Raw genomic sequence first — 20,964 nt, forward strand, 5'->3', positions numbered from 1 at the left:
GCTGTGAACAAGCTCCGGGGATGCTGGCGGCCGCCGGCAGCTCAGATCAGGTCGTCGAGGAACTGCCGGGGTAGTTCCGCGGAATCGACCGCGCCCAACGGCATCTCATTGCGCAGCGTGCGCAGGATGCCGAGCACGCCCGGGCCCGCGTCCAGCAGCGGCCGGGTCCAGCCGAGTTCGGCGCAGCGGATGACGGCCGGAGTCAGCGTGGCGATGGACTCCCCCATCCAGCCCGCGGCGGACAGGCACTCCGCCAGCAGAATGGCGGTGTCGAGTTCGGCACGGGGACGGTGCTGTTCGCGAATGCGGCCGTGCAGGGCGCGGGCGCGTTTGACGGCCGTGTCGTCGGTGCCGAGCGGCGCGAAATCGTCGGGGGCGCGGTCGTCGCCGTGGTAATGCCGGTAGAGCAGCGCCCGGACGGTCGCGATCTCCTCGGCCTCGGCGGCCAGCGCGGCGGCGCCGCTGGCATGGCGCATGGCCCGCACCATGGGATCGGTGACCAGCCCCGCGGTCAGCGGATCGGCGGGCAGCCCGAGGCGCAGGCGTTCCGCGCGAATATGGGCGGCCAGCCGGGTGAGCTTGCGGTCCACCGCGATACGCGCACCCTCGTCGAGGCGGGCCGTGGCGGTCTCCAGGTCGCCACGCACCGCCTTCACCCGGGCGCCGATCACGAAGATGGGAATGAGGAAATCGACCGGGCCCACCTTGGGCAGCAGTTCGTGACTCTGATCCAGCAGGCGTTCGGCGCTGTCCAGCTCACCGCGGCGATAGGTCACCTCGCCGAGCAGCGCCGCGGCCACCCGGACCGCGTGCGAGCGCGGACCGGAGCGGTCGCGAGCGGTCTGCCAGGCCTGATCGAAACAGCGATCGGCGGCGACGATATCGAGTTGTTCGTAGGCGGCGGCGCCCTGCCCGCACAGCCCGAACACTTCGCCGAGCGGATCGGCGGAACGGGCGTGATACGGCGCGGCCCAGTCCTGCGTCTCCCGCGCTCCCACGAAGTCGAATTCGCACAGCCGGACGTAAGACGCGAGATTCGCCGCCGTGGACACCGTCCAGGCGGGCAGTTCGTCGGCCAGGCGCAGGCAGTCGGCGAGGCGTTCCAGCACCCCTTCGGTGCGATCGCGCGCGATCTGGTCGGCCGCCCCGAGCACCGCGGCCTGGCAGCGCTGCTGCACCGCCTCGGCATCGGTCGGTGAACTGCGGGCCAGCATGTTCGACAACCGGCCCAGCGCGGTGCGGGCCGCGCCGGACTGCTGCAGGTTCACATTGGCGCGGGCCAGCGCCATCAGCAGCTTGGAGCGCGAAGTCACCTGCTGCACAGGCAGTTTCGACACCGTCCCGAACAGCGTGGCCAGCCGGGAACGGTCGATGAGATCCATGCCGCCGTTCTCGACCAGGTCGAGCGCGAACTTGAAATCGGTGGCGGCCAGCGCGTGATCCACCGACTGCCGCAGCAGCTGATGCTCGGCGAACCAGCGGGAAGCCCTGCGGTGCAGTGCTTTACCGGCGCCCGGCTGAGCCCGCTCCAGACGGGCCCGCAGATGCTCGGCCACCATCGGCTGCATCTTGTACCAGCTCGAATCGTCGGAGAGCCGGTGCACGAACAACTCTCGCTGTTCGGCCTGCTCCAGCAGTTGCGCCGCGTCGGTCATTCCGGTCAGCGCCTCCGCCAGCGAGGCGTTCACCCGCTCCGGAATCGCGATGGCGGTGAGGAATTCGAGCATTCGCGGGTCGAGCGCGTCCAGCACGTTCTCGGCCAGATAGTCGCGAATCGACTTGTTGTCCCCGGACAGCCGCGCCACCAGGGCGTCCGCGTCCTGCCCGGCATTGCGCAGCGACAGGCTCGCCAATTGGATGGCGGCGGGCCAGCCGTCGGTGGCGGTGTGGATCTGTTCCAGCTGCCGGTCGGACAGTTCCAGCCCGGTGCGCTCCACCAGGATCTGCCGGGTCTCCTCCGGCGTCAGCCGCAATTGCCCGGAGCCGATCTCGACCAGTTCGTCGGCCACCTTCATCCGGCTCAGCGGCAGCCCGGCGTGCTCCCGGCTGGTGATGACGAAACGCAAATGGTGGCAACCGTTGTCGAGCAGCGATTCCATCACCCGGTGCGCACCGTGATCGGTGATCCGATGCCAGTCGTCCACGACCACCACCACGGTGCCGCCGCCGGCGTGCACCTCGTCGATGAGCGCGGAGACGGCGTACGGCACCGCTTCGGCGGTCCGCTCCTCCAGCACCTGCTCCAGGCCCGCGCCGATCTCCGGGCGCACCCGGTGGATGGCGGCGATGATGTGCGCGAGCAGCCACACCTCGTTGTCGTCGTCCCGGTCGATGGCGATCCAGGCCACCGCCACCCCGCGATCGGTGAGTTCGGCGCACCATTGCGCGGCCAGGGTGCTCTTGCCGAACCCCGCCGGACCGTGGATCACCGCCAGCCGCCGCCGGCCGCCCGCGCGCAGCGGATCCAGCAGCCGCGGCCGCGTCACCGGTTCCCGGACCGAGGTCGGCGGCCGGAATTTCGTTGCGGCCGTGGGCGGCAGCGTATTGCCCACCGCCGTGCCGCCGCCCGGGAAGGATTCGGTGGCCGGTCCGGGCGGCCGGAAAGACAGCGACCGGCCGCGCGGCGCGGTCACCACGGTGCCGGTGCGCTGTCGCGAATAGGTCTGGGAGCCGGTGGGATCCGGCCCGTCGGCGGTGCCGGTGAGGTCGCCGTCGAGCAGCGCCATCTCGTCGGGCACCTGCCCGTGCTCGCGCTGCACCGCGCGCAGCAGATCGCCGAATTCGACCGCGCTGGCGGGCCGGTCGCGCGGATCGGTCGACATGGCCGCTTCGATGGCCGCCGCTACGTCGGAAGGGATTTCGTGTTCGCGCAGGTTCGGCAGCGGCTGGCTGGTGATGCGCAGGAACTGCGCGACCACCTTCTCCCCCGCCTGCCGTTCGTAGGCGGCGTGGCCGGTCAGCAGGGCGAACAGGGTGGAGCCGAGCCCGTACACGTCCGAGCGCACGGTCGGCTCGTCGCCCTTGAGCACCTCGGGCGCGGTGAACGCGGGCGAACCGGTGATCAGACTGGTCGACGTGCGGAATCCGCCTGGGATGCGGGCGATTCCGAAATCGGTGAGCTGCGGTTCGCCGTAGCGGCTGAGCAGCACATTGGCCGGTTTCACATCCCGGTGCAGCACCTGGGCGCGATGCGCGGTCTCGATGGCCCCCGCCAGCTTCACCCCGACCCGCAGGGAATCTTCCCAGGTCAGCGGCCCGTTCTCGTGCACCAGCCGCTCCAGCGAGCCGTGCACCGCGTACGGCATGACGATGAACGGCTTACCGGCCGGCGTCACATCGACCTGGAGGATGTCGACGATGTTCGGATGGCCCGACAGCCGGCCCATCGCTTGTTCTTCCCGTAAAAACCGCTCCCGGCTCTCCTCGTCTATCTCCGAGGAGAGCACCTTCACGGCTACAATCCGATCCAGCGTCTTTTGCGCACAACGGAATACGACACCGAACCCGCCGCGACCGATCTCCTCGGCGTCGAACAGGCCCATGGCCTCGAGCTCGTCGGTGATGGTCATGGGGATATACGCCGCGGTGGCGGATTCGGCTCCGGTGGATTCACTCCGGGAGCCTCCCGGGCGCGCCTGTGGATTCATCTCTGGCCACCTCGAACTGGAAAGAGCGCGTACCGAATCGCGTACGGGCTGTTCCGGTGTTCACCCGCGCATAATCCAACGTAGCGCGGTCCCGGCGCAGACGTACACGATTCGACACAGCTACGAGTAACCCGGGCGGACAAGACCAAGCATCCCCAGAATGCACAACGGCCCGGACCGCGACAAACGCGGCCCGGGCCGGGTGAAACATCAGGTCAGTGGCGCATTTGCGCCCGCAACCCGATTACTTACGCAGCGAGGCGGGAACCTGGAAGCGGTCGCCGAACTTGGCGGCCAGCTCGTCGGCGCGGGCCACGAAGGCCTCCTGGCCGCCCGGGTAGCCGACGATGAACTGGTGGGTGCCACCGGTCCAGGCCGGGAACCCGATGCCGAAGATGGAACCGATGTTCGCATCCGCGGTCGAGGTCAGCACGTTCTCGTCGAAGCACTTCTGGGTCTCGATGGCCTCGGCGAAGAGCATGCGGTCCTTCAGGTCCTGCAGGGTGACGCCTTCCGGCAGCTCCCGCGAGGTCTTGAACAGGGTGCGCAGCTCGGGCCACAGGTTGGTGGCCTTGCCGTCGGCGTAGTCGTAGAAGCCCGCGCCGCCGGCCTTGCCCTTGCGGTCGAACTCGTCCACCAGCTTGTCGAGGATCTGCGCGGTCGCGCCGGAAGCGGCGTCGATCTCGCCACCGGCGGCGATGATCGCCTCGGCGGTCTCCTTGTAGATCTTCTGCATGGTGGTGAAGTTCAGCTCGTCCGACAGCTTCAGCGGCGCCGCCGGGTAGCCCGCCTGCAGACCGGCCTGCTCGATGGTCTGCGGGTCGACGCCCTCGCCGAGCATCATGATGGCTTCGTTGATGAACTTGCCGATGACGCGCGAGGTGTAGAAGCCACGCGAGTCGTTGACCACGATCGGGGTCTTGCGGATCGCGAGGGTGTAGTCGTACACCCGGGCCAGCGCCTCGTCGGAGGTCTTCTCGCCCTTGATGATCTCGACCAGCGGCATCTTGTCGACCGGCGAGAAGAAGTGGATGCCGATGAAGTCCTCGGCCCGCTTCACGCCATTGGCCAGCAGGGTGATCGGCAGGGTCGAGGTGTTCGAGCCGAGCAGCGCGTCGGCGTCGACGATGTCCTCGATCTCCTGGAAGACCGCGTTCTTGAGTTCCGGCTTCTCGAAGACGGCCTCGATCACGAAGTCCACGCCCGCGAAATCCTTGGGATCGGCGGTGGGGGTGATGCGAGCCAGCAGCGCGGCCGACTTCTCCGGGGTGGTCTTGCCGCGGGAGAGAGCCTTCTCCTCGAGCTTCTCGGAGTAGTTCTTGCCCTTGTTGGCGGCCTCGATGGTGACGTCCTTGAGGACGACGTCGATGCCGGCCTTGGCGGTGACGTACGCGATGCCCGCGCCCATCATGCCCGCGCCGATGACGCCGACCTTCTTGATCTCGCGCTTCGGGATGTCCTTGGGACGCGAGCCGCCGTTGTTGATCGACTGCAGGTCGAAGAAGAACGCCTGGATCATGTTCTTCGCGACCGGGCCGGTCAGCAGGGAGACGAAGTAGCGGGACTCGATGAGCGAGGCGGAGTCGAAGTCGACCTGCGCGCCCTCGACCGCGGCGGCCATGATGGCCTGCGGCGCCGGCATGTTCTGGCCCTTGAGCTGCTTGCGCAGGTTGGCCGGGAACGCCGGGAGGTTGGCGGCGAGCGCCGGGGTGGACGGGGTGCCGCCGGGGATCTTGTAGCCCTTGACGTCCCAGGGCTGCACGCCCTTGTCCGGGTTGGCCTTGATCCACGCCTTGGCGGCCGGGACGAGCTCCTCGACCGAGCCGACGACCTCGTTGATCAGGCCGGTGGCCTTGGCCTTCTGCGCGGTGAACTTCTGGCCCTGCAGCAGCACGCCCATCAGGCCGTTGGCGATGCCCAGCATGCGGGTCACGCGGGTGACGCCGCCGCCGGCCGGGAGCAGGCCGAGGGAGACCTCGGGCAGGCCCAGCTGCACGCCCTTGATGTCGGCCGCGATGCGGTAGTGGGTGGCGAGGGTGATCTCCAGGCCGCCGCCGAGGGCAGCGCCGTTGATGGCGGAGACGACCGGCTTGCCGAGCTGCTCCAGACGACGCAGGTCGTCCTTGATGAAGGTCAGCTCTTCCATGATGGCAGCGGCGTCGGCCTTGGTGGTCTGCATCATGTTCTTGAGGTCACCGCCGGCGAAGAAGGTCTTCTTCGCGGAGGTGATGACGACACCGGTGATGTCGTCCTTCTCGGCGACCAGGCGGTCCACGGTGGCCCGCATGGAGTCCTTGTAGAGCTGGTTCATGGTGTTGGCGCCCTGGTTGGGGTCGTCCATGGTCAGCACGACGATGCCGTCGGCGTCCTTTTCCCAGCCGATCATGTTCTCAGTCATTGTGTTTCGTTCTCCTGAAAAGTCTCGGGTGGGCGTCAGACGCGCTCGATGATGGTGGCGACACCCATGCCGCCGCCGATGCAGAGGGTGACCAGCGCGTAGCGCGCGTTGCGACGGTGCAGCTCGTCGACCATGGTGCCGGTGATCATCGCGCCGGTGGCGCCCAGCGGGTGGCCCATGGCGATCGCGCCGCCGTTGACGTTGAGCTTCTCGTCCGGGATGTTCAGGTCCTTCTGGAACTTCAGCACCACGGAGGCGAAGGCCTCGTTGATCTCGAACAGGTCGATGTCGTCCACGGTCAGGCCCGCCTTGGCGAGGGCCTTGTGCGCGGCCGGGGTCGGACCGGTCAGCATGATGGTGGCGTCGGCGCCGGAGATGCCGGTGGCGACGATGCGGGCGCGCGGGGTCAGACCCGAAGCGGCGCCGGCCTCTTCGGAGCCGACCAGCACCAGCGCGGCGCCGTCGACGATGCCGGAGGAGTTACCGCCGGTGTGCACGTGGTCGATCTTCTCGACATAGGTGTAGCGCTGCATGGCCACGGCGTCGAAGCCGCCCATCTCGCCGATGCCGGCGAAGGCCGGGTTCAGCTTGCCCAGGTCGGCGGCGGTGGTGCCGCGACGCATGTGCTCGTCGTCGGCCAGCACGGTCAGGCCGTTGATGTCCTTGACCGGCACGACGGACTTGCTGAAGTAGCCGTTGTCCCAGGCCTTGGCGGCCAGTTCCTGCGAGCGCACGGCGTAGGCGTCGACGTCATCGCGGGTGAAGCCCTCGATGGTGGCGATCAGGTCGGCCGAAATGCCCTGCGGGACAATGTAAGCCTCGTAGGAGGTCTTCGGGTCCATGAACATGGCGCCGCCGTCGGAGCCCATCGGCACGCGGGACATGGACTCCACGCCACCGGCGATGACCAGGTCCTCGAAGCCGGAGCGGACCTTCTGGGCGGCCAGGTTGACGGCTTCCAGGCCGGAGGCGCAGAAGCGGTTGATCTGGACGCCACCGACGGTGTCGGGCAGACCCGCGGCGAGAACGGTGGTGCGGGCGATGTCGGCACCCTGATCACCCACGGGCGAGACGACGCCCAGGATGATGTCCGAGATGCGGTCCTCGTCCAGGTTCGGGAACCGGTTCCGCAGCTCCGCGACCAGACCGGTGGTCAGGTCGATCGGCTTGACCGAGTGCAGCGAGCCCTTACGGTTCTTGCCGCGCGGAGTGCGGATGGCCTCGTAAATGTAGGCCTCAGTGGTCATATCCGAGTTGTCCTCTCTTAGGTGCGCCGACACCGCGATGTGCGGGTTGGCCGCGGGTTACCCTCGCCGATCGGTCCTCGCGAACCGACCGTCCTGACGCTGTACAAACTGCGACAGGAACCAGTTAGTTGACTCGCCAGTAGCCCGTACGCCTGGGCATACCTTAGAACCTCACCGAACCGGAACTCACGGCCACCCGATCATAGTACGCCGCGATGCGAACTCCGGTTAACTTAAGGCCCTCCACAGGCGAACTGTCAACCCTCCAGGGGAGTGGCGCCCAACTCAGCTCGCAAAAGCTCCAGCGCCACATCATCCGGGTCGCGCCGCTCCCCCGCCGGCACCGGCTTCGCCGATTCCTCCAGCATCTCGCGCTCTTCCTCCTCCGTAGTGGCAGGTGGAACGCCGTCATAACCTACTGGCGGGTAGTCAACAGCCCCCGGGTCGTCCGGGAGGTCCGGGCCGTCGGGCAGCGGAATATCGTCGTCGTACGGCGTCACCTGCGGTGCGGGCGCGCCCGCACCCGAACCACCGGAACCCCGCTCGACAGGAGCCTGGACCGGCGCCGCGGGCGCGGCCTTCACCTCGGGCGCACTCCCCCATCCGGCCGGCGCCTCGGCCGCCGGAGCCGCCGGGGCCGCCCCCTTGGCCTGACTCGGCCGCGAGAACTTCGGGGCCGCCTTCTTCTCCGCTTCCTTGGTCGCCGGTCCCCGCCCGCCCGAACCGCTCGCCCCGCCCCGAGCCGACGGAGCCGACCCCGACCCGCCGACTTCCCACTTCACGTCATGATCGCGCCCCAGCACGGCCTTGACCGCCGACCGCACCGCCTCCAGGTTCTTCGGCTGCGACAACCGCTGCGCCAACGGCGCGTGCTGATGCGCGAACACGATCGTCATCCCCTCGACCCGGGCCACGCTCGCCCCGGACAGCAATGCCTGCACCGCCGCCCCGAACTCCCGCACCTTGGCCCGGATATCCGACCAGGCCGCCTCGATCTCCTGCAGCACGTCGTCGGAAGCGTGCGCGAGCGCACCACCGGCCGCGACCGCCGGCTCGGCGGCCTCGGCCGCACCGGACTCCGCGTCGGCCCCGACCGCACCCGGAGCGGCGCCGACCGGCGCACCCCACGCGACACCGGAGCTTCCGGCAGTCGAATCGGGCTGAGCGCCAACGGCTTCCGCCGCCGGTGCAATCTCCGGAAGAGACGGCGCTTCGGCGCCGGGAACCGCTACGTCCGGCGCGATACCGGCGGCGACATCCGGCCCCGCCGCGTCGGCCGGATCCGGCAGCGATTCGGAGATGCGCTGTGGTGCAGCCTGTTCGGCCGCTCGATCGGTCTCACGCGCGACGGCCGAAAGCGCTTCCGCCTCGGCTGCCACCGCACCCGACGGCGCTTCCACAACGGCATCCCCGGCGGGCTGCGATGTGTCGACGGCGTCCACGGCCGGGGATTCCATCGCAGCCGAGTGGGCCGTGACGGCCGGTTCCCCCGCGTCAGGCTCGTACGGCGTGACGGGCGCGGCGCCGACGGCTTCGGACGGCATGGCGGTGGCACGCTCCGCCGGATGCGCCGGTTGCCCCTGTGCTGCAACGACATTCGCGGGGGCCGGGGCACCCGCATCGGAATCCGATTGCCCCCCGGTGGTTGCCGCGACTTGGACCGCCGCAGCCGAAACGGGGCTCAGTTCCGGTGGACGAACAGCCGTCGCGGCGGGCTGTGCAGCCGCTTCCGGCTCGGCAGCCTGTTGAACCGGCGTCGGAGTTGATTCCGGCTCTCCGGAAACCCCGTGCGCCGTCGGCTGCTGCACCGCAGGGGCTTGCTGCGCGGGCGCGGAGTCCGGCGCGGAAGTCGGTCGCGTGACTTCGGCAGCCTGCGGCGGGGTAGAAGAAGTGGCCGCGGCCGTCCCAGCCTGCGCGCCGGGAGGGGTTGGGTCGCCACCCTTTTCGGCACGGAGGGCGGCGAGCGCCTCAGCGCCTCGGCGGCGGTTGCCGCCAGCGGGGGGTGCGATCGGGGCGGCCGGGACGCTGTTGCCTTGGACGGCTTGGTTCGAGGCGGGACCGGCGGAGGGGGCGGATTGCGGCTGCGGTGCACCGGCCGGGGCGGCGGGGAGGCCGTTGGCTATGCGGCGTTCGAGGGATTCGAGGCGTTGCAGGGCCGCGGATTCGGTGTCGGAGGCCGCGGGGAGCAGCATGCGGGCGGCGATGACCTCGAGGAGGAGGCGGGGGTTTGTCGCGCCTCGCATGTCGCCGAGGCCCTCGTGGAGGAGTTCGGCGTGGCGGGCCAGGGTGGCGGGGCCGATGTTGTTCGCCTGGGCGCGCATACGGTCGAGGACGTCGCCGGGGCCGGTCACCAGGTTGCGTTCGGTGGCGTCGGGGACGGCGCGCAGCAGGATGAGGTCGCGGAGGCGTTCGAGCAGGTCGGTGGCGAAGCGACGGGGATCGTGGCCGGCTTCCACGACGCTGTCGATGGTGCCGAACAGGGCCGCGCCGTCGGAGTTGGCGAGGGCGTCGACCGCATTGTCGATGAGGGCGATATCGGTGACGCCGAGCAGGGAGACGGCGCGGGGGTAGGTGACGCCCTCCGGGCCGGCGCCCGCGAGCAGCTGGTCCAGGACGCTGAGGCTGTCTCGGGGGGAACCGCCGCCGGCGCGAATCACCAAGGGGTACACCGACTCTTCGACCTGCACGTTCTCCTGGTCGCAGATCTTGCCGAGCAGGCCGCGCATGGTGGCGGGCGGGAGCAGCCGGAACGGGTAGTGGTGGGTGCGGGAGCGGATGGTCGGCAGGACCTTGTCCGGTTCCGTGGTGGCGAACACGAAGATCAGGTGAGCGGGCGGCTCTTCGACGATCTTGAGCAGCGCGTTGAAACCCGCGGTGGTGACCATGTGCGCCTCGTCCACGATGAAGACGCGGTACCGGGATTCGGCGGGCGCGTAGAACGCCTTGTCGCGGAGCTCACGGGTGTCGTCCACACCACCGTGGCTGGCCGCGTCGAGCTCGATGACGTCCAGGTTGCCCGGCCCGCCGGGACCGAGCGCCACGCAGGAGGCGCAGACGCCGCAGGGTTTGGAGGTCGGGCCCTGCACGCAGTTGAGCGAGCGCGCGAGGATGCGCGCGGAGGAGGTCTTGCCGCATCCGCGCGGACCCGAGAACAGGTAGGCATGACTGATCCGCCCGGTGTCGAGCGCGGTACTCAGGGGATCGGTGACGTGCTCCTGACCCACCACTTCAGCGAACGTTGCCGGTCGGTACTTCCGGTACAGAGCCACGCAGGAAGGTTACCGGGACGGTCCGACATCGAGTTATTCGCTGTGGGGCCGGTCGCCGAGTCGTCCGTTTCGCGCCCCGTCACAGCCGAGAATGTGGCGTACATCACATGCATTCCGCGGGACCGATCTAAACCGACCGGACCGGACGCAAATCCTGTGAGCTGGCTCAGCAAATTCTCAGCGCGTTTTTAAGAACAAATAGCCGGACGCGTCTGGTCTGCAAGATCGCCAGATACAGTCGCGCGTTCGGTTTCAACTCCGCAGAGCGGACATAACGATCCCATCAACCGATGCGGCAAGATCGCAATCGTTTGGCTACCGTGGACATCGGCAACTTCGGTAGCCAAACCTTCATCAGGTTGGTGGCCCCGGCCGGTCCCTCATCCCGACCGGGGCACAACCAAATCTCCCGGAGGAACGCCCAAGTGCCGTCGCACGACGACATCGCCCAAGCCTGGCTCTCCAGCACCGAATTCGCAGGTGACATCGCCGCGGTCGGTTTGCTCAGCCGAGCCATCGCCCCCCAGGACTACGACATCAAGCGCGCCTCGCTCCCGGTGTCGGCCGCCGCCGATCCGGCCACCGCGGGCGCCATTCTGGAACTGCTGCAGCGCGGTCAGGTGCCGACCCTCGCGGCCATCGAGACCCTTATCGTGCAGAACGATATGCGCGCCGAAGCCGATCGCATCGAACGATTGGGTCGCCGCGCACAACGCAGCATCGACGATTTCGGGCGCGTCATCGCGAAACTCACCGACGAATATTGGACAGTGCACGGCACCGGTCCCACGCGTCGCGACATTCTGCTTTCCGAACCGGTGGTGAGTTTGATTCGCGACCGGGTCGGCGATATCCCCCCGACCGCCGTCAAACATTTGTGGTTGATCGAACGCGCGCAGCGCGCGGGCTGGATCGCCTACAACGCCACCCCCCGATCCCTGTGCGCCGGCCGCCGCTTCCATGCCGCCCGCTACGGCAACCGCGTCTCCCTGCGCCCGGTGAACGCCCTCGGCACCCTGGTCGCCACCTATCTGCGCGATCAGGTCGCCGAACACGGCCGCCCGCCCCGCTGGTCCGTCCTGGCCTACGAACTCCGCGACGATCGCGGCCGCCGCGTGTTCAACGACACAGCCGACGCCCGCGCCCAGCAGCAGTGGCTGGTGACCGCCGAGTGGATGTCCCTCGACGACGGCCAGCCCGTGCCCGGACCGCGCGGATTGCGCGCTTTGGCGCGCAAGACTCGGGATCGCCGCAGCTAGGCCTGTTACGGACACGTATCCAAGTCCTCATTTTCGTAACAGCGCCGAAACGTGAGTATTCGGTAACTTCCACGCAACGCGATTACGCGCGGAAGGAGTTACCCCCTTGACGACCCTGACCCTCGATCCGGCCGCCACGGCCTGGCTGCTCGCGGCCACCGCCATGGTGCTGCTCATGACGCCCGGGCTGGCGATCTTCTACGGCGGCATGGTGCGCTCCACCGGCGTGCTCAACATGCTGATGATGAGCTTCATCGCGATTCCGCTGGTGGCGGTGGTGTGGCTGCTGTTCGGCTACAGCCTGGCCTTCGGCGACGACGCGGGCGGCGGACTGATCGGAAACCTCGGGCATATCGGGCTTTCCGGGATCGATCCGGGCACCCTGCACGAGATTCCGGGCACCGACGGCCGGGCCGTGCCGGAACTGCTGTTCGTCACCTTCCAGCTGACCTTCGCGATTCTCACCGTGGCGCTGGTGTCGGGCGCGATCGCCGACCGCGCCAAGTTCTCCGCCTGGATGATCTTCGTGCCGGTGTGGGCGCTCGTCGTGTACGCGCCGATCGCGCACTGGGTGTGGACCCCGGACGGCTGGCTGGCCAAGCTGGGCGCGCTGGACTACGCGGGCGGCCTGGTGGTCGAGATCGCCTCGGGCGCTTCGGCACTGGCGATGGCGATCGTGCTGGGGCCGCGCATCGGTTTCAAGGTCGACGCCATGCGCCCGCACAATCTGCCGTTCGTGCTGCTCGGCGCGGGCCTGCTGTGGTTCGGCTGGTTCGGTTTCAATGCCGGTTCGGCGTTGCAGGCCAATGGCATCGCGGCCGCGGTGTTCCTGAACACCCTCGTCGCGGGCTGCCTGGGCATGCTGGGCTGGCTGGTGGTGGAGCAGGTGCGCGACGGCCGGCCGACCACCTTCGGCGCGGCGTCGGGCGCGGTGGCGGGGCTGGTGGCCATCACGCCGTCGTGCGGGACGGTGAACACGGTGGGCGCGCTGATCGTGGGCCTGGTGGCCGGCGTGGTGTGTTCGTTCGCGGTGGGCTGGAAGTTCAAGGGCAACTACGACGATTCGCTCGATGTGGTGGGCGTGCACTTCGTCGGCGGCGTGGTGGGCACGCTGCTGATCGGGCTGCTGGCCACGCACGTGATGACCGACGGGGCCGATGGCCTGCTGTACGGCGGCGGGCTGGGCCAGCTGGGCAAGCAGCTGGTGGGCGTGCTCGCGGTGGCGGCGTTCGCGTTCGGCGCGACGTTCCTGCTCGGCAAGGTCATCGACAAGTTCCTCGGCTTCCGGGTCAGCCGCGAGGACGAGGTCGGCGGCATCGACTTCGCACTGCACGCGGAGACCGCATACGCCGAAGGGGTGCACGGGCATTCGCCGCAGCGACACGGAAAGCCCTTCGGGCACTGACGTTTCGGACAGGAAGGGGTCCGGGGACCACGTCCCCGGACCCCTTTCGTATGCCGGTGTCGCCGCACGGAGCAGCCCCGTCCCCGTGTCGGCGTCGCCACTATCGGGGGTCCGGGGGCATGCCCACGGGTTTCCCCTCCCGCCCGCCGAAAGGCGAAGCGCTAGTTCACCTTGCCCGCCGCGGCGGAGAAGGTGTTGCACTGGGCGGTGCGGTTCTTGTCGTAGCCGACCTCGAACCAGGCTCCGCTGTTCTGCGAGGTGCCGTGGTCGCGCATGTCACCGGGTGCGTCGCCGCGGTGGTAGGTGTCGGTGCGCGCCACGCCGATCTGGGCATTGGTGAGCGACCCGCCGCCGTGCGACGCGGACAGGTACATCCCGTCGAAGCAGTTGGCCTGCAATTCGGTCCGGCGGGACAGCTCCAGCCCGGTGTCGCTGCGCACGCCCGCGTCCCGGCGCTGCTGGTGCACCTTGCCGAGAATCCCGGACTGCGCCTGCACGTGATGGCCGTACTCGTGCGCGAAGACCGACAGGTAGACCACCCAGTTGTTCTTGAAGATATCGGTCTGCAACTGGCTGATCGGCAGGTAGATGGTCTTGTCCGCGGAGCAGTAGAAGGCCGCGAAGTTCGAGCTGCTGCCGGTGCAGAGCGTGGTGATGCCCTCGGTGTCGGCGGAGACCATGAGCTTCGGCGGTTCGAAGTTCATCTTGATATCCGTGAACAGGGGCTTCCAGGCGTTCTCCAGGCAGCCGGCCGCGGTTTCGAAGAAGGTGCGCGCGGTGTCGACGTCGGTGCTCCACGCGGTGTAGTCGCATTTGGCCGGGATCAGGGTCAGATCCGCGCCGGTGACCAGTGGATTGTCGGCGGTGGCGGCGACGCCGGTGGCGCTGCTACCCCCGGAATCGGGTGCGTAAGTGGTCTTTACGGCGTCGCCGGAGCCGATGCTGTCGAAGCCGCTGCGCACGGCGACGCGCAGCAGCACGCCGGTGACCAGCACGATGAGGATCACCAGCAGGGTGCCCAAACGGCGGCGGCGCGGCGGGGCCGGGCGTTGCGCACCGGTGGGAGCCTGCGCGGTGGGCGCGGGCATGGGCGGCCGGTATCCGGGCTGCACGGCCGAACTGCTCGGCGGGGGCGGCTGCTGCCGACCGGGGCCCCGCGAGAACATCTCGGTCGCAGCGTAATTGGGCTGTGGTGCGTATCCGGGCGGCGGCGCTACCGGACGATAACCAGGACGCGGCTGCCCGCCGTGCTGCGGCGGACCCGGCTGCGGATATCCGGGTTGCTGCCGGGCCGGCCCCCGCTGACCCGGATACGGCTGACCCGGAAATTGCTGTCCCGGCGGCGGATTGCCGTACGGCGGGCGACCGGGTGCGGGCTGCGGCGGATACGACGGACGCTGCGGCTGTCCCTGCGGCCGCCCGGACTGCCCCGGATCGGGCTGCTGCCGACCCGGATTCGGATTACCACCCTGACCCGGATGTGGCTGCTGGGGCGGGTTCCCGCCGGGAGGAGTCGGACCGTAGCCGGACGGTGGGCGAGTCATCCCCCACACCCCCTCGTTCGTAAGCGATAACCGACAGCCGCTGAGGAAGGATAGCAAGCTGTCTATAGTCGCCTGTCATGCAGATTTTTCGGGGGGGCGCTCTCGTCGCGCTGCTGCTCGCGCTAGCGGGCCTCGCCGCACCGGCCGCCCACGCACAGTCCGAGGGTGTGCGCATCACCGCGGACGTGAGTCTGGGCGACGACGGTCTGCTGCGGGTGGTGGAAACCGTGGAAGTGCCCGAGGGCGGCGACTTCCGGCAGGTGCTGCCGCTGCGAGTGCAGGTCAGCGACACCGTGGAACGCAACTTCGAGGTGACCGAGGTGCAGGCCACCGGCGACGGCACCGCGAAGGTGGACGACAACCTGTTCACCATCGAGGCGCGCCCGGGCTCGGCGACGTTCAAGTACGCCGTGCACAACACCGTGAGCAATGCCGATGGCGCGCAGGTGTTCCACTGGACCGGCGTGCTGAACACCGATGTGGCGTCGATCAGCGCCAGCGTGATCAGCCCGGACTTCCGGATGGGCGTGACCAAGTGCACCATCGGCCCGCCCGGGGCTCCGGAGAACTGCGCGGACATCCGGGTGGAGCCGGACGGCGTCGCGCATCTGACGAAGACCGATCTGCGCAAGGGCGATGTCATCGACGTGACCCTGCAGTTGCCGCCGGGCACGGTGAAGGCCAATGCCGATATCCACGACGACAACGCGCCCGGCCCGTTCTCACTGACCGGTCCGGTGCTGGCGGCGTTCGCGGTGCTGCTGGCCGGGCTGGCCGCCGCTGCCGGTTATGTGGTGTGGACCCGCCGCGCGGACGCCGACGCCCCGCAGGTGATCGATCCGATTGCGCGCGAGGGCAATCGGGCTCGCTTCACCTCCCCCGACGGCGTGCTGCCCGGTACCGCCGGCCTGCTGCTCGACGGCTATGTGGATCCCGCCGATATGGCCGCAACCATCGTGGATCTCGCGGTGCGCAGCTATCTCTGGGTCGCGGTCGCGGACGAACAGGATTGGCGGATCGAGCGTCTGAACCCGGCCGATGACCAGCTCACCGGGTACGAGCGCACGGTCTACTCCGCCCTGCTCCCCGACGGCGTGGATGCCGTGCTGCTGTCGGAGCTGAAGGGCAAGGTGCCGGTGCGCGCGGTCCGGCGGGCCCTCATCGACGATGCGGTGGCGCGCGGCGCGTTCGTGGATCGCACCCGCCGCGGCTTCGAATTCTGGCTCGGCGCGGCGCTGATCCTCACCGGCGCGATCGCCACCGCCGCCCTCGCGCTCGGCCCCGGTCACGCGCTGATCGGCATCGCCATCGCGCTGGCGGGCGTGGCGGCCCTGCTGCTCCCCCGCTATCTCCCGGCCCGCACCGCGCTGGGCCGCGAGCTGACCGGTCGCATCCAGGCCATGCTGCGTGGTCTGGATGCCATTGCCCCGCAACAGCTCCCGCCGCCGGATCAGGAGCTGGTCTTCTCCCGTGCGCTGCCGTTCATGGTGGCCGGCCGCCGCACCGACCAGTGGGTCCGCACCTTCCGCAATCTCGATCCCACCGCCGACGGCGAAACCGGCATCTACTGGTTCGGCGGTTTCGAAGGCGACCGCGAGCTGCTCCGCTTCGGCGCGCACTTCCCGTATTTCATTACGGCCGTCGAGGGGTTGTTCCGCCCGGCCCGTTGACGCCGCCTCCCCCTTGTCATTCCGACGAGGGGGCGCGGGCGGTGACGAAGCCGCGGGCCCCAGCCGCTAGGAATCCGCGTGCACAGCGAGGGCGCGGCGGGCGTAGGCGCGGACGTCGGCGTCGGTGTCGTCGAGCGCCGATCGCAGTGCGAGGCGGGCGCTTTCGGATTCGGGCCAGCTGCTCAGCGTGAGCACCGCCGCTTTGCGGATGTCGGGGTGGACGTCGGTCAGGGCCGTGGTGAGGGGTTCGGTGGCCAGTTCGACGCCGACGGCGGGCAGGCCGCGGGCCGCGCCTTCGCGGATCTGCCAGGCCGAATCCCGCAGGGCCGCGGTGAGTACCGGGGCGTCGGTGGAGTCGCCGAGCCGGGCCAGCGCGGTGAGCGCGGCGGCGCGGACCAGGGGGTCACGGTCGGCGACGAGGGTGCGGACGGTGTCGGCGCCGCCCTGGCCGATGGTGGCCAGACCTTTGGCGGCGGCGATGCGGACTTCGCGGTTCTCGTCGTGCGCCGCGCCGGCGAGCGCGTTCCAGTCGTCGAGGGAGACCAGGCCGGACACCGCCTCGATGCGAACCCGATGGTCGGCATCGACGGCGGCCTTGGCGAACAGTTCCGCCGAACCGGCGTGCAGGGCGCGCAGCAGATCGATCACGGCCGCGCGGACCAGCGGATCCGGCGAGTCGGCGTGGTCGGCGAGCAGGCCCGGGGCGGGGAGGATTTCGACGAGTTCGCGCAGACCCGCCACCGCCGCGGCACGGACGGCGGCGTCGGCGTCACCGAGGGCCGCGATCAAGTGGTCGTCGAAACCGTCCGGGGTGCCTTCGGTGAGCACCGACAGGGCCGTGGCGCGCACGCGCGGATCCGGATCGCTCAGGAAGGATTCGAGTTCGGCCGTGCTCGGGGCATCGAGGGTGAGCAGCAGCGCGATGCGGGGCGCGACGATCTGCTGCGCGGGCGCGGGCGGGGTCACGTGGTTGTGCACATCCGTCCCCAGGTTGGGTGGACTGCCGATGAGCTCCGGCTGCGCGACGGGAATGACGGCCGGATCGTCCGAGGTCAGCTCGTCGAAGCCGGCAACCGGGACGAAATACGGTGCGACGGGCCGCTTGTGGAATTCCATCTCGCCGTCCGCGCCCTTGCGCAGATTGAGGTGGTACCGCCATTCCACATCGTCGCGCTCGGGCAGGTCGGCCCGCTCGTGATAGAGCCCCCACCGGGATTCGGTGCGGGTCAGCGAGGAACGCGCCGCCATTTCGGCGCAGTCGCGGATGAAAGTGACTTCGGCGCAGCGCATGAGCTCGTGCGGGGTCTGCGCGCCCATGGCCTCCAGGTCGCCGAGCATGCGGTCGAAGGTTTCGATGGCGAGCGAGAGCTTGGTGGCGGTCTTGGGCGGGGCCACATAGTCGTTGACGAAGCGGCGCAGCTTGTATTCGACCTGCTGCTGCGGCGGCCCGTCGGGATTGCGCAGCGGGCGGTAGACGAGTTCGTGGGCGGCCGCCAGCTGATCGTCCGGAAGCGCCTGCGGGGCTTCGACTTCGGCCAGCGTCGATGCGGCGTGCGAGCCCGCCAGGTCGCCGTAGACGAACGCGCCGATCATGTAGTTGTGCGGGACGCAGGCCAGGTCGCCGGCAGCGTAGAGGCCGGGCACCGTGGTGCGGGCATGCTCGTCCACCCATACTCCGGACGCGGAATGCCCACTGCACAAGCCGATTTCGGAGATGTGCATCTCGATATCGTGGGTGCGGTAGTCGTGCCCACGATTGGCGTGGAAGGTGCCGCGCGTGGGCCGTTCGGTGGTGTGCAGGATGCCTTCGAGCGCGTCCAGGGTCTCGGTCGGCAGGTGCGAGACCTTCAGATAGATGGGCCCGCGCGCGGATTCGATCTCCCGCTTCACCTCCGACATCATCTGCCCGGACCAGTAATCGGAATCCACGAACCGCTCACCGAGCGCGTTGACCTGATACCCGCCGAACGGATTCGCGACATACGCGCAGGCCGGACCGTTGTAATCCTTGATCAGCGGATTGATCTGGAAGCATTCGATACCCGACAGCTCCGCGCCCGCGTGATAGGCCATGGCGTAGCCGTCACCGGCATTGGTCGGATTCTCGTAGGTGCCGTACAGGTACCCCGAGGCCGGCAGTCCGAGCCGCCCGGCGGGACCGGTGGCAAGAATGACCGCCTTCGCGCCGACCGCCACGAATTCGCCGGTGCGCGTGTTCAATGCGGCCGCACCGACCGCACGCCCGCCCTCGGTGAGCACCCGCACCGGCATCAGCCGATTCTCGATGCGGATCCGCTCCCGCATCTTGCGCTGCCGCAGCACCCGGTACAGCGCCTTCTTGACGTCCTTGCCCTCCGGCATGGGCAGCACGTACGACCCGGACCGGTGCACCCGCCGCACCGCGTATTCGCCGTACGCGTCCTTCTCGAACTTCACCCCGTACCGTTCGAGCCGCTGCACCATCGCGAACCCGCGCGTCGCCGTCTGATAGATGGTGCGCTGGTTGACGATTCCGTCGTTGGCCCGCGTGATCTCGGCGACGTAGTCCTCCGGTTCGGCCTTGCCCGGAATGACCGCGTTGTTCACCCCGTCCATGCCCATGGCCAGCGCCCCCGAATGCCGGACGTGCGCCTTCTCCAGCAGCAGCACGTTCGCGCCCTGTTCGGCGGCGGTGAGCGCGGCCATGGTGCCCGCGGTGCCGCCGCCGATCACCAGGACGTCGCAGTCCAGGCGCAGGGTTTCGGATAGATCGGGAATCTCCATGGGATACACCAGCATTCGCGAGTCGGGGACGGATATCGGGTCGCGCGGGCCGCCGGGGGCGCCGGCGGCGCGGCGCTCAGAGGGCGGCCAGGTCGCCCGAATGATCCAGTGCGGTAATGATTTCGGCGCGCAGCGCGGAGCGGTCGACGCCGAGGACGCGCGGCTGGGGGACCTCCAGCAGGGCGCGCAACGGTTCGCCGGCACGACCGAGGACGGCGACGCGGTCGCCGAGCAACAGCGCCTCGTCGACGTCGTGGGTGACGAACAGGACGGTGGTGGGATGGCCGCGCCAGGTGTCGATCAGCAAGCGCTGCATGGTGCTGCGGGTCTGCGCGTCGAGCGCGCCGAACGGTTCGTCCATCATGACCGAGCGGGGTGCGCCGGCCAGGCCGCGCGCCAGCTGCACGCGCTGCCGCATGCCGCCGGACAGGCTCTTGGGCAGGAAGTCCGCGAAACCGGTCAGCCCGATCTCCTCGATCCACCGTTCCGCCAGCGCGCGCCGGCCCGCCCGGGGTGCGCCGCGCAGCTTCAGCGCCAGTTCGATATTGGCGCGCACGGTCTTCCAGGGCAGCAGGGCATTGTCCTGGAAGACGACGGCGCGATCCCGGTCGGTGCCGGTGACCTCGACGCCGTCGGCCAGCACCCGGCCCGCATCGGGCTTCAGCAGGCCCGCCAGTGCACGCAGCACCGTGGACTTGCCGCACCCGGAGGGGCCGGTGAGCACCAGGATCTCGCCCGGCCGCACCTGCAGGTTCAGGCCCGTGATGACGGGCGCGCCGGTGTAGGAGAGGTCTATCCCCTCGAGGGTCAATCCGATTCCGGCGACGGTCTGCTCGACGCTCATTTCGCCACCTCCGGGACGCGCGGCAGCCAATGAGTGACCCGGCGACCGAGGAATTCCACCGCGGCCGAGGTGCCGTACCCGAGCACGCCGATGGTGATGATGCCGACGAACACGCCCGGATAGTCGACGATGGTGTACGCCTGCCAGGTGCGGTAGCCGACGCCCAGCCGCCCGGAGATCATCTCGGCCGAGACCACGCAGATCCAGGCCACGCCGATGCCCACCGACAGTCCGGAGAACACGCCCGGCAGGCTGCCCGGCAGCACCACCCGCAGCAGCACGTCCCAGCGACCGCCGCCGAGCGTGCGCACCGAGTCCTCCCAGATGGTCGGCAGCGCCCGCACCGCGTGCCGGGTGGAGACCAGTACCGGGAAGAACGCGGCGAGGAAGGTGATGAACACGATCCCCGCCTCGTCGTCCGGGAACAGCAGGATGGCGACCGGCACGATGGCGATGGCCGGAATGGGCCGCGCCAGTTCGGTGAGCGGGCCGACGGTATCGGCCAGCCACCGCGAACGGCCCAGTGCCACACCGAGTGTCACGCCGAACAACGCGGCCAGCCCGAATCCGGTGAGAATCCGGATCAGCGACTGCCCGAGATCCAGGTAGAACACGTCGGTGCCGAGCTGATGCCGGAAGGCGCGCACGATCTCGGTGACGGTGGGCAGGGTGTCGAACCGCACCCACGCGCGAATATCGTTGGCGGTCAACACCTGCCATGCACCGATCGCCGCCAGCACGGAGATGAGCCGCACCGCCCGCGAGGTCCACACCCTGCGGCCGGATCGGGCGCGGCGGGGTACGGCTGCCGGTTGCTCCGCAGCGGCTCGCGCCTCGATCGGAACGGCGGTGACGGCACTCATCTCGTCACCCCGTCGCCCCGGCGCGCGTGCGACCGGGATCTCGCTGCCGGAGACG

11 protein-coding genes are annotated in these 20,964 nt (G+C 69.2%); 3 read left to right on the forward strand and 8 right to left on the reverse strand.

Features of this window, described 5'->3' with window-relative positions:
- Positions 1-41 precede the first annotated feature (41 nt).
- The 4 genes from LTV02_RS30155 to LTV02_RS30170 form a co-directional block, all read right to left on the reverse strand.
- Positions 42-3,647: a serine/threonine-protein kinase gene (locus tag LTV02_RS30155; RefSeq protein WP_233035171.1), complete on the reverse strand. Its 3,606-nt coding sequence runs from the start codon at positions 3,645-3,647 to the stop codon at positions 42-44.
- A 244-nt stretch (positions 3,648-3,891) separates the two neighbouring features.
- A complete protein-coding gene (locus tag LTV02_RS30160) occupies positions 3,892-6,045 on the reverse strand; it encodes a 3-hydroxyacyl-CoA dehydrogenase NAD-binding domain-containing protein (RefSeq protein ID WP_233035172.1) in 2,154 nt (717 codons plus the stop codon).
- 35 nt (positions 6,046-6,080) lie between these two features.
- On the reverse strand, positions 6,081-7,292 hold the full coding sequence (locus LTV02_RS30165; RefSeq protein ID WP_233035173.1) for an acetyl-CoA C-acetyltransferase: 1,212 nt from the start codon (positions 7,290-7,292) through the stop codon (positions 6,081-6,083).
- Positions 7,293-7,549: 257 nt separating this feature from the next.
- Complete coding sequence (locus LTV02_RS30170; RefSeq protein ID WP_233035174.1) at positions 7,550-10,561, reverse strand: DNA polymerase III subunit gamma and tau; 3,012 nt, start codon at positions 10,559-10,561, stop codon at positions 7,550-7,552.
- Positions 10,562-10,986: 425 nt separating this feature from the next.
- Between LTV02_RS30170 and LTV02_RS30175 the strand changes: the two genes are divergently transcribed.
- Positions 10,987-11,820: a hypothetical protein gene (locus LTV02_RS30175; RefSeq protein WP_067721058.1), complete on the forward strand. Its 834-nt coding sequence runs from the start codon at positions 10,987-10,989 to the stop codon at positions 11,818-11,820.
- Positions 11,821-11,983: 163 nt separating this feature from the next.
- A complete protein-coding gene (locus LTV02_RS30180; RefSeq protein ID WP_233041752.1) occupies positions 11,984-13,225 on the forward strand; it encodes an ammonium transporter in 1,242 nt (413 codons plus the stop codon).
- 161 nt (positions 13,226-13,386) lie between these two features.
- Here LTV02_RS30180 and LTV02_RS30185 read toward each other — a convergent pair whose 3' ends face one another.
- A complete protein-coding gene (locus LTV02_RS30185; RefSeq protein ID WP_233041753.1) occupies positions 13,387-14,313 on the reverse strand; it encodes a neutral zinc metallopeptidase in 927 nt (308 codons plus the stop codon).
- 533 nt (positions 14,314-14,846) lie between these two features.
- On the opposite strand from LTV02_RS30185, the gene LTV02_RS30190 reads away from it, so the two are divergent.
- Positions 14,847-16,439: a DUF2207 family protein gene (locus LTV02_RS30190; RefSeq protein ID WP_233035175.1), complete on the forward strand. Its 1,593-nt coding sequence runs from the start codon at positions 14,847-14,849 to the stop codon at positions 16,437-16,439.
- A gap of 66 nt (positions 16,440-16,505) precedes the next feature.
- Here LTV02_RS30190 and LTV02_RS30195 read toward each other — a convergent pair whose 3' ends face one another.
- The 3 genes from LTV02_RS30195 to LTV02_RS30205 all read right to left on the reverse strand — a co-directional run bounded on the left by LTV02_RS30195 (position 16,506) and on the right by LTV02_RS30205 (position 20,909).
- Complete coding sequence (locus tag LTV02_RS30195) at positions 16,506-19,202, reverse strand: fumarate reductase/succinate dehydrogenase flavoprotein subunit (protein WP_233035176.1); 2,697 nt, start codon at positions 19,200-19,202, stop codon at positions 16,506-16,508.
- A 76-nt stretch (positions 19,203-19,278) separates the two neighbouring features.
- A complete protein-coding gene (locus LTV02_RS30200; RefSeq protein WP_233035177.1) occupies positions 19,279-20,046 on the reverse strand; it encodes an ABC transporter ATP-binding protein in 768 nt (255 codons plus the stop codon).
- Positions 20,043-20,909, reverse strand: a complete 867-nt coding sequence (locus LTV02_RS30205) for an ABC transporter permease (protein WP_233035178.1) — start codon at positions 20,907-20,909, stop codon at positions 20,043-20,045. The genes LTV02_RS30200 and LTV02_RS30205 overlap by 4 nt, the downstream gene beginning before the upstream one ends.
- Positions 20,910-20,964: the final 55 nt, after the last annotated feature.

Source organism: Nocardia yamanashiensis (assembly GCF_021183565.1).
Taxonomy (GTDB): Bacteria; Actinomycetota; Actinomycetes; order Mycobacteriales; family Mycobacteriaceae; genus Nocardia; species Nocardia yamanashiensis.

Excerpts from the sequence above, each read along its gene's own strand:
- LTV02_RS30155 (WP_233035171.1), bottom strand. The coding sequence starts at position 3,647 with ATGAATCCACAGGCGCGCCCGGGAGGCTCCCGGAGTGAATCCACCGGA.
- LTV02_RS30160 (WP_233035172.1), bottom strand. The coding sequence starts at position 6,045 with ATGACTGAGAACATGATCGGCTGGGAAAAGGACGCCGACGGCATCGTC.
- LTV02_RS30165 (WP_233035173.1), bottom strand. The coding sequence starts at position 7,292 with ATGACCACTGAGGCCTACATTTACGAGGCCATCCGCACTCCGCGCGGC.
- LTV02_RS30180 (WP_233041752.1), top strand. The coding sequence starts at position 11,984 with ATGGTGCTGCTCATGACGCCCGGGCTGGCGATCTTCTACGGCGGCATG.
- LTV02_RS30185 (WP_233041753.1), bottom strand. The coding sequence starts at position 14,313 with ATGCCCGCGCCCACCGCGCAGGCTCCCACCGGTGCGCAACGCCCGGCC.
- LTV02_RS30190 (WP_233035175.1), top strand. The coding sequence starts at position 14,847 with ATGCAGATTTTTCGGGGGGGCGCTCTCGTCGCGCTGCTGCTCGCGCTA.
- LTV02_RS30195 (WP_233035176.1), bottom strand. The coding sequence starts at position 19,202 with ATGGAGATTCCCGATCTATCCGAAACCCTGCGCCTGGACTGCGACGTC.
- LTV02_RS30200 (WP_233035177.1), bottom strand. The coding sequence starts at position 20,046 with ATGAGCGTCGAGCAGACCGTCGCCGGAATCGGATTGACCCTCGAGGGG.
- LTV02_RS30205 (WP_233035178.1), bottom strand. The coding sequence starts at position 20,909 with ATGAGTGCCGTCACCGCCGTTCCGATCGAGGCGCGAGCCGCTGCGGAG.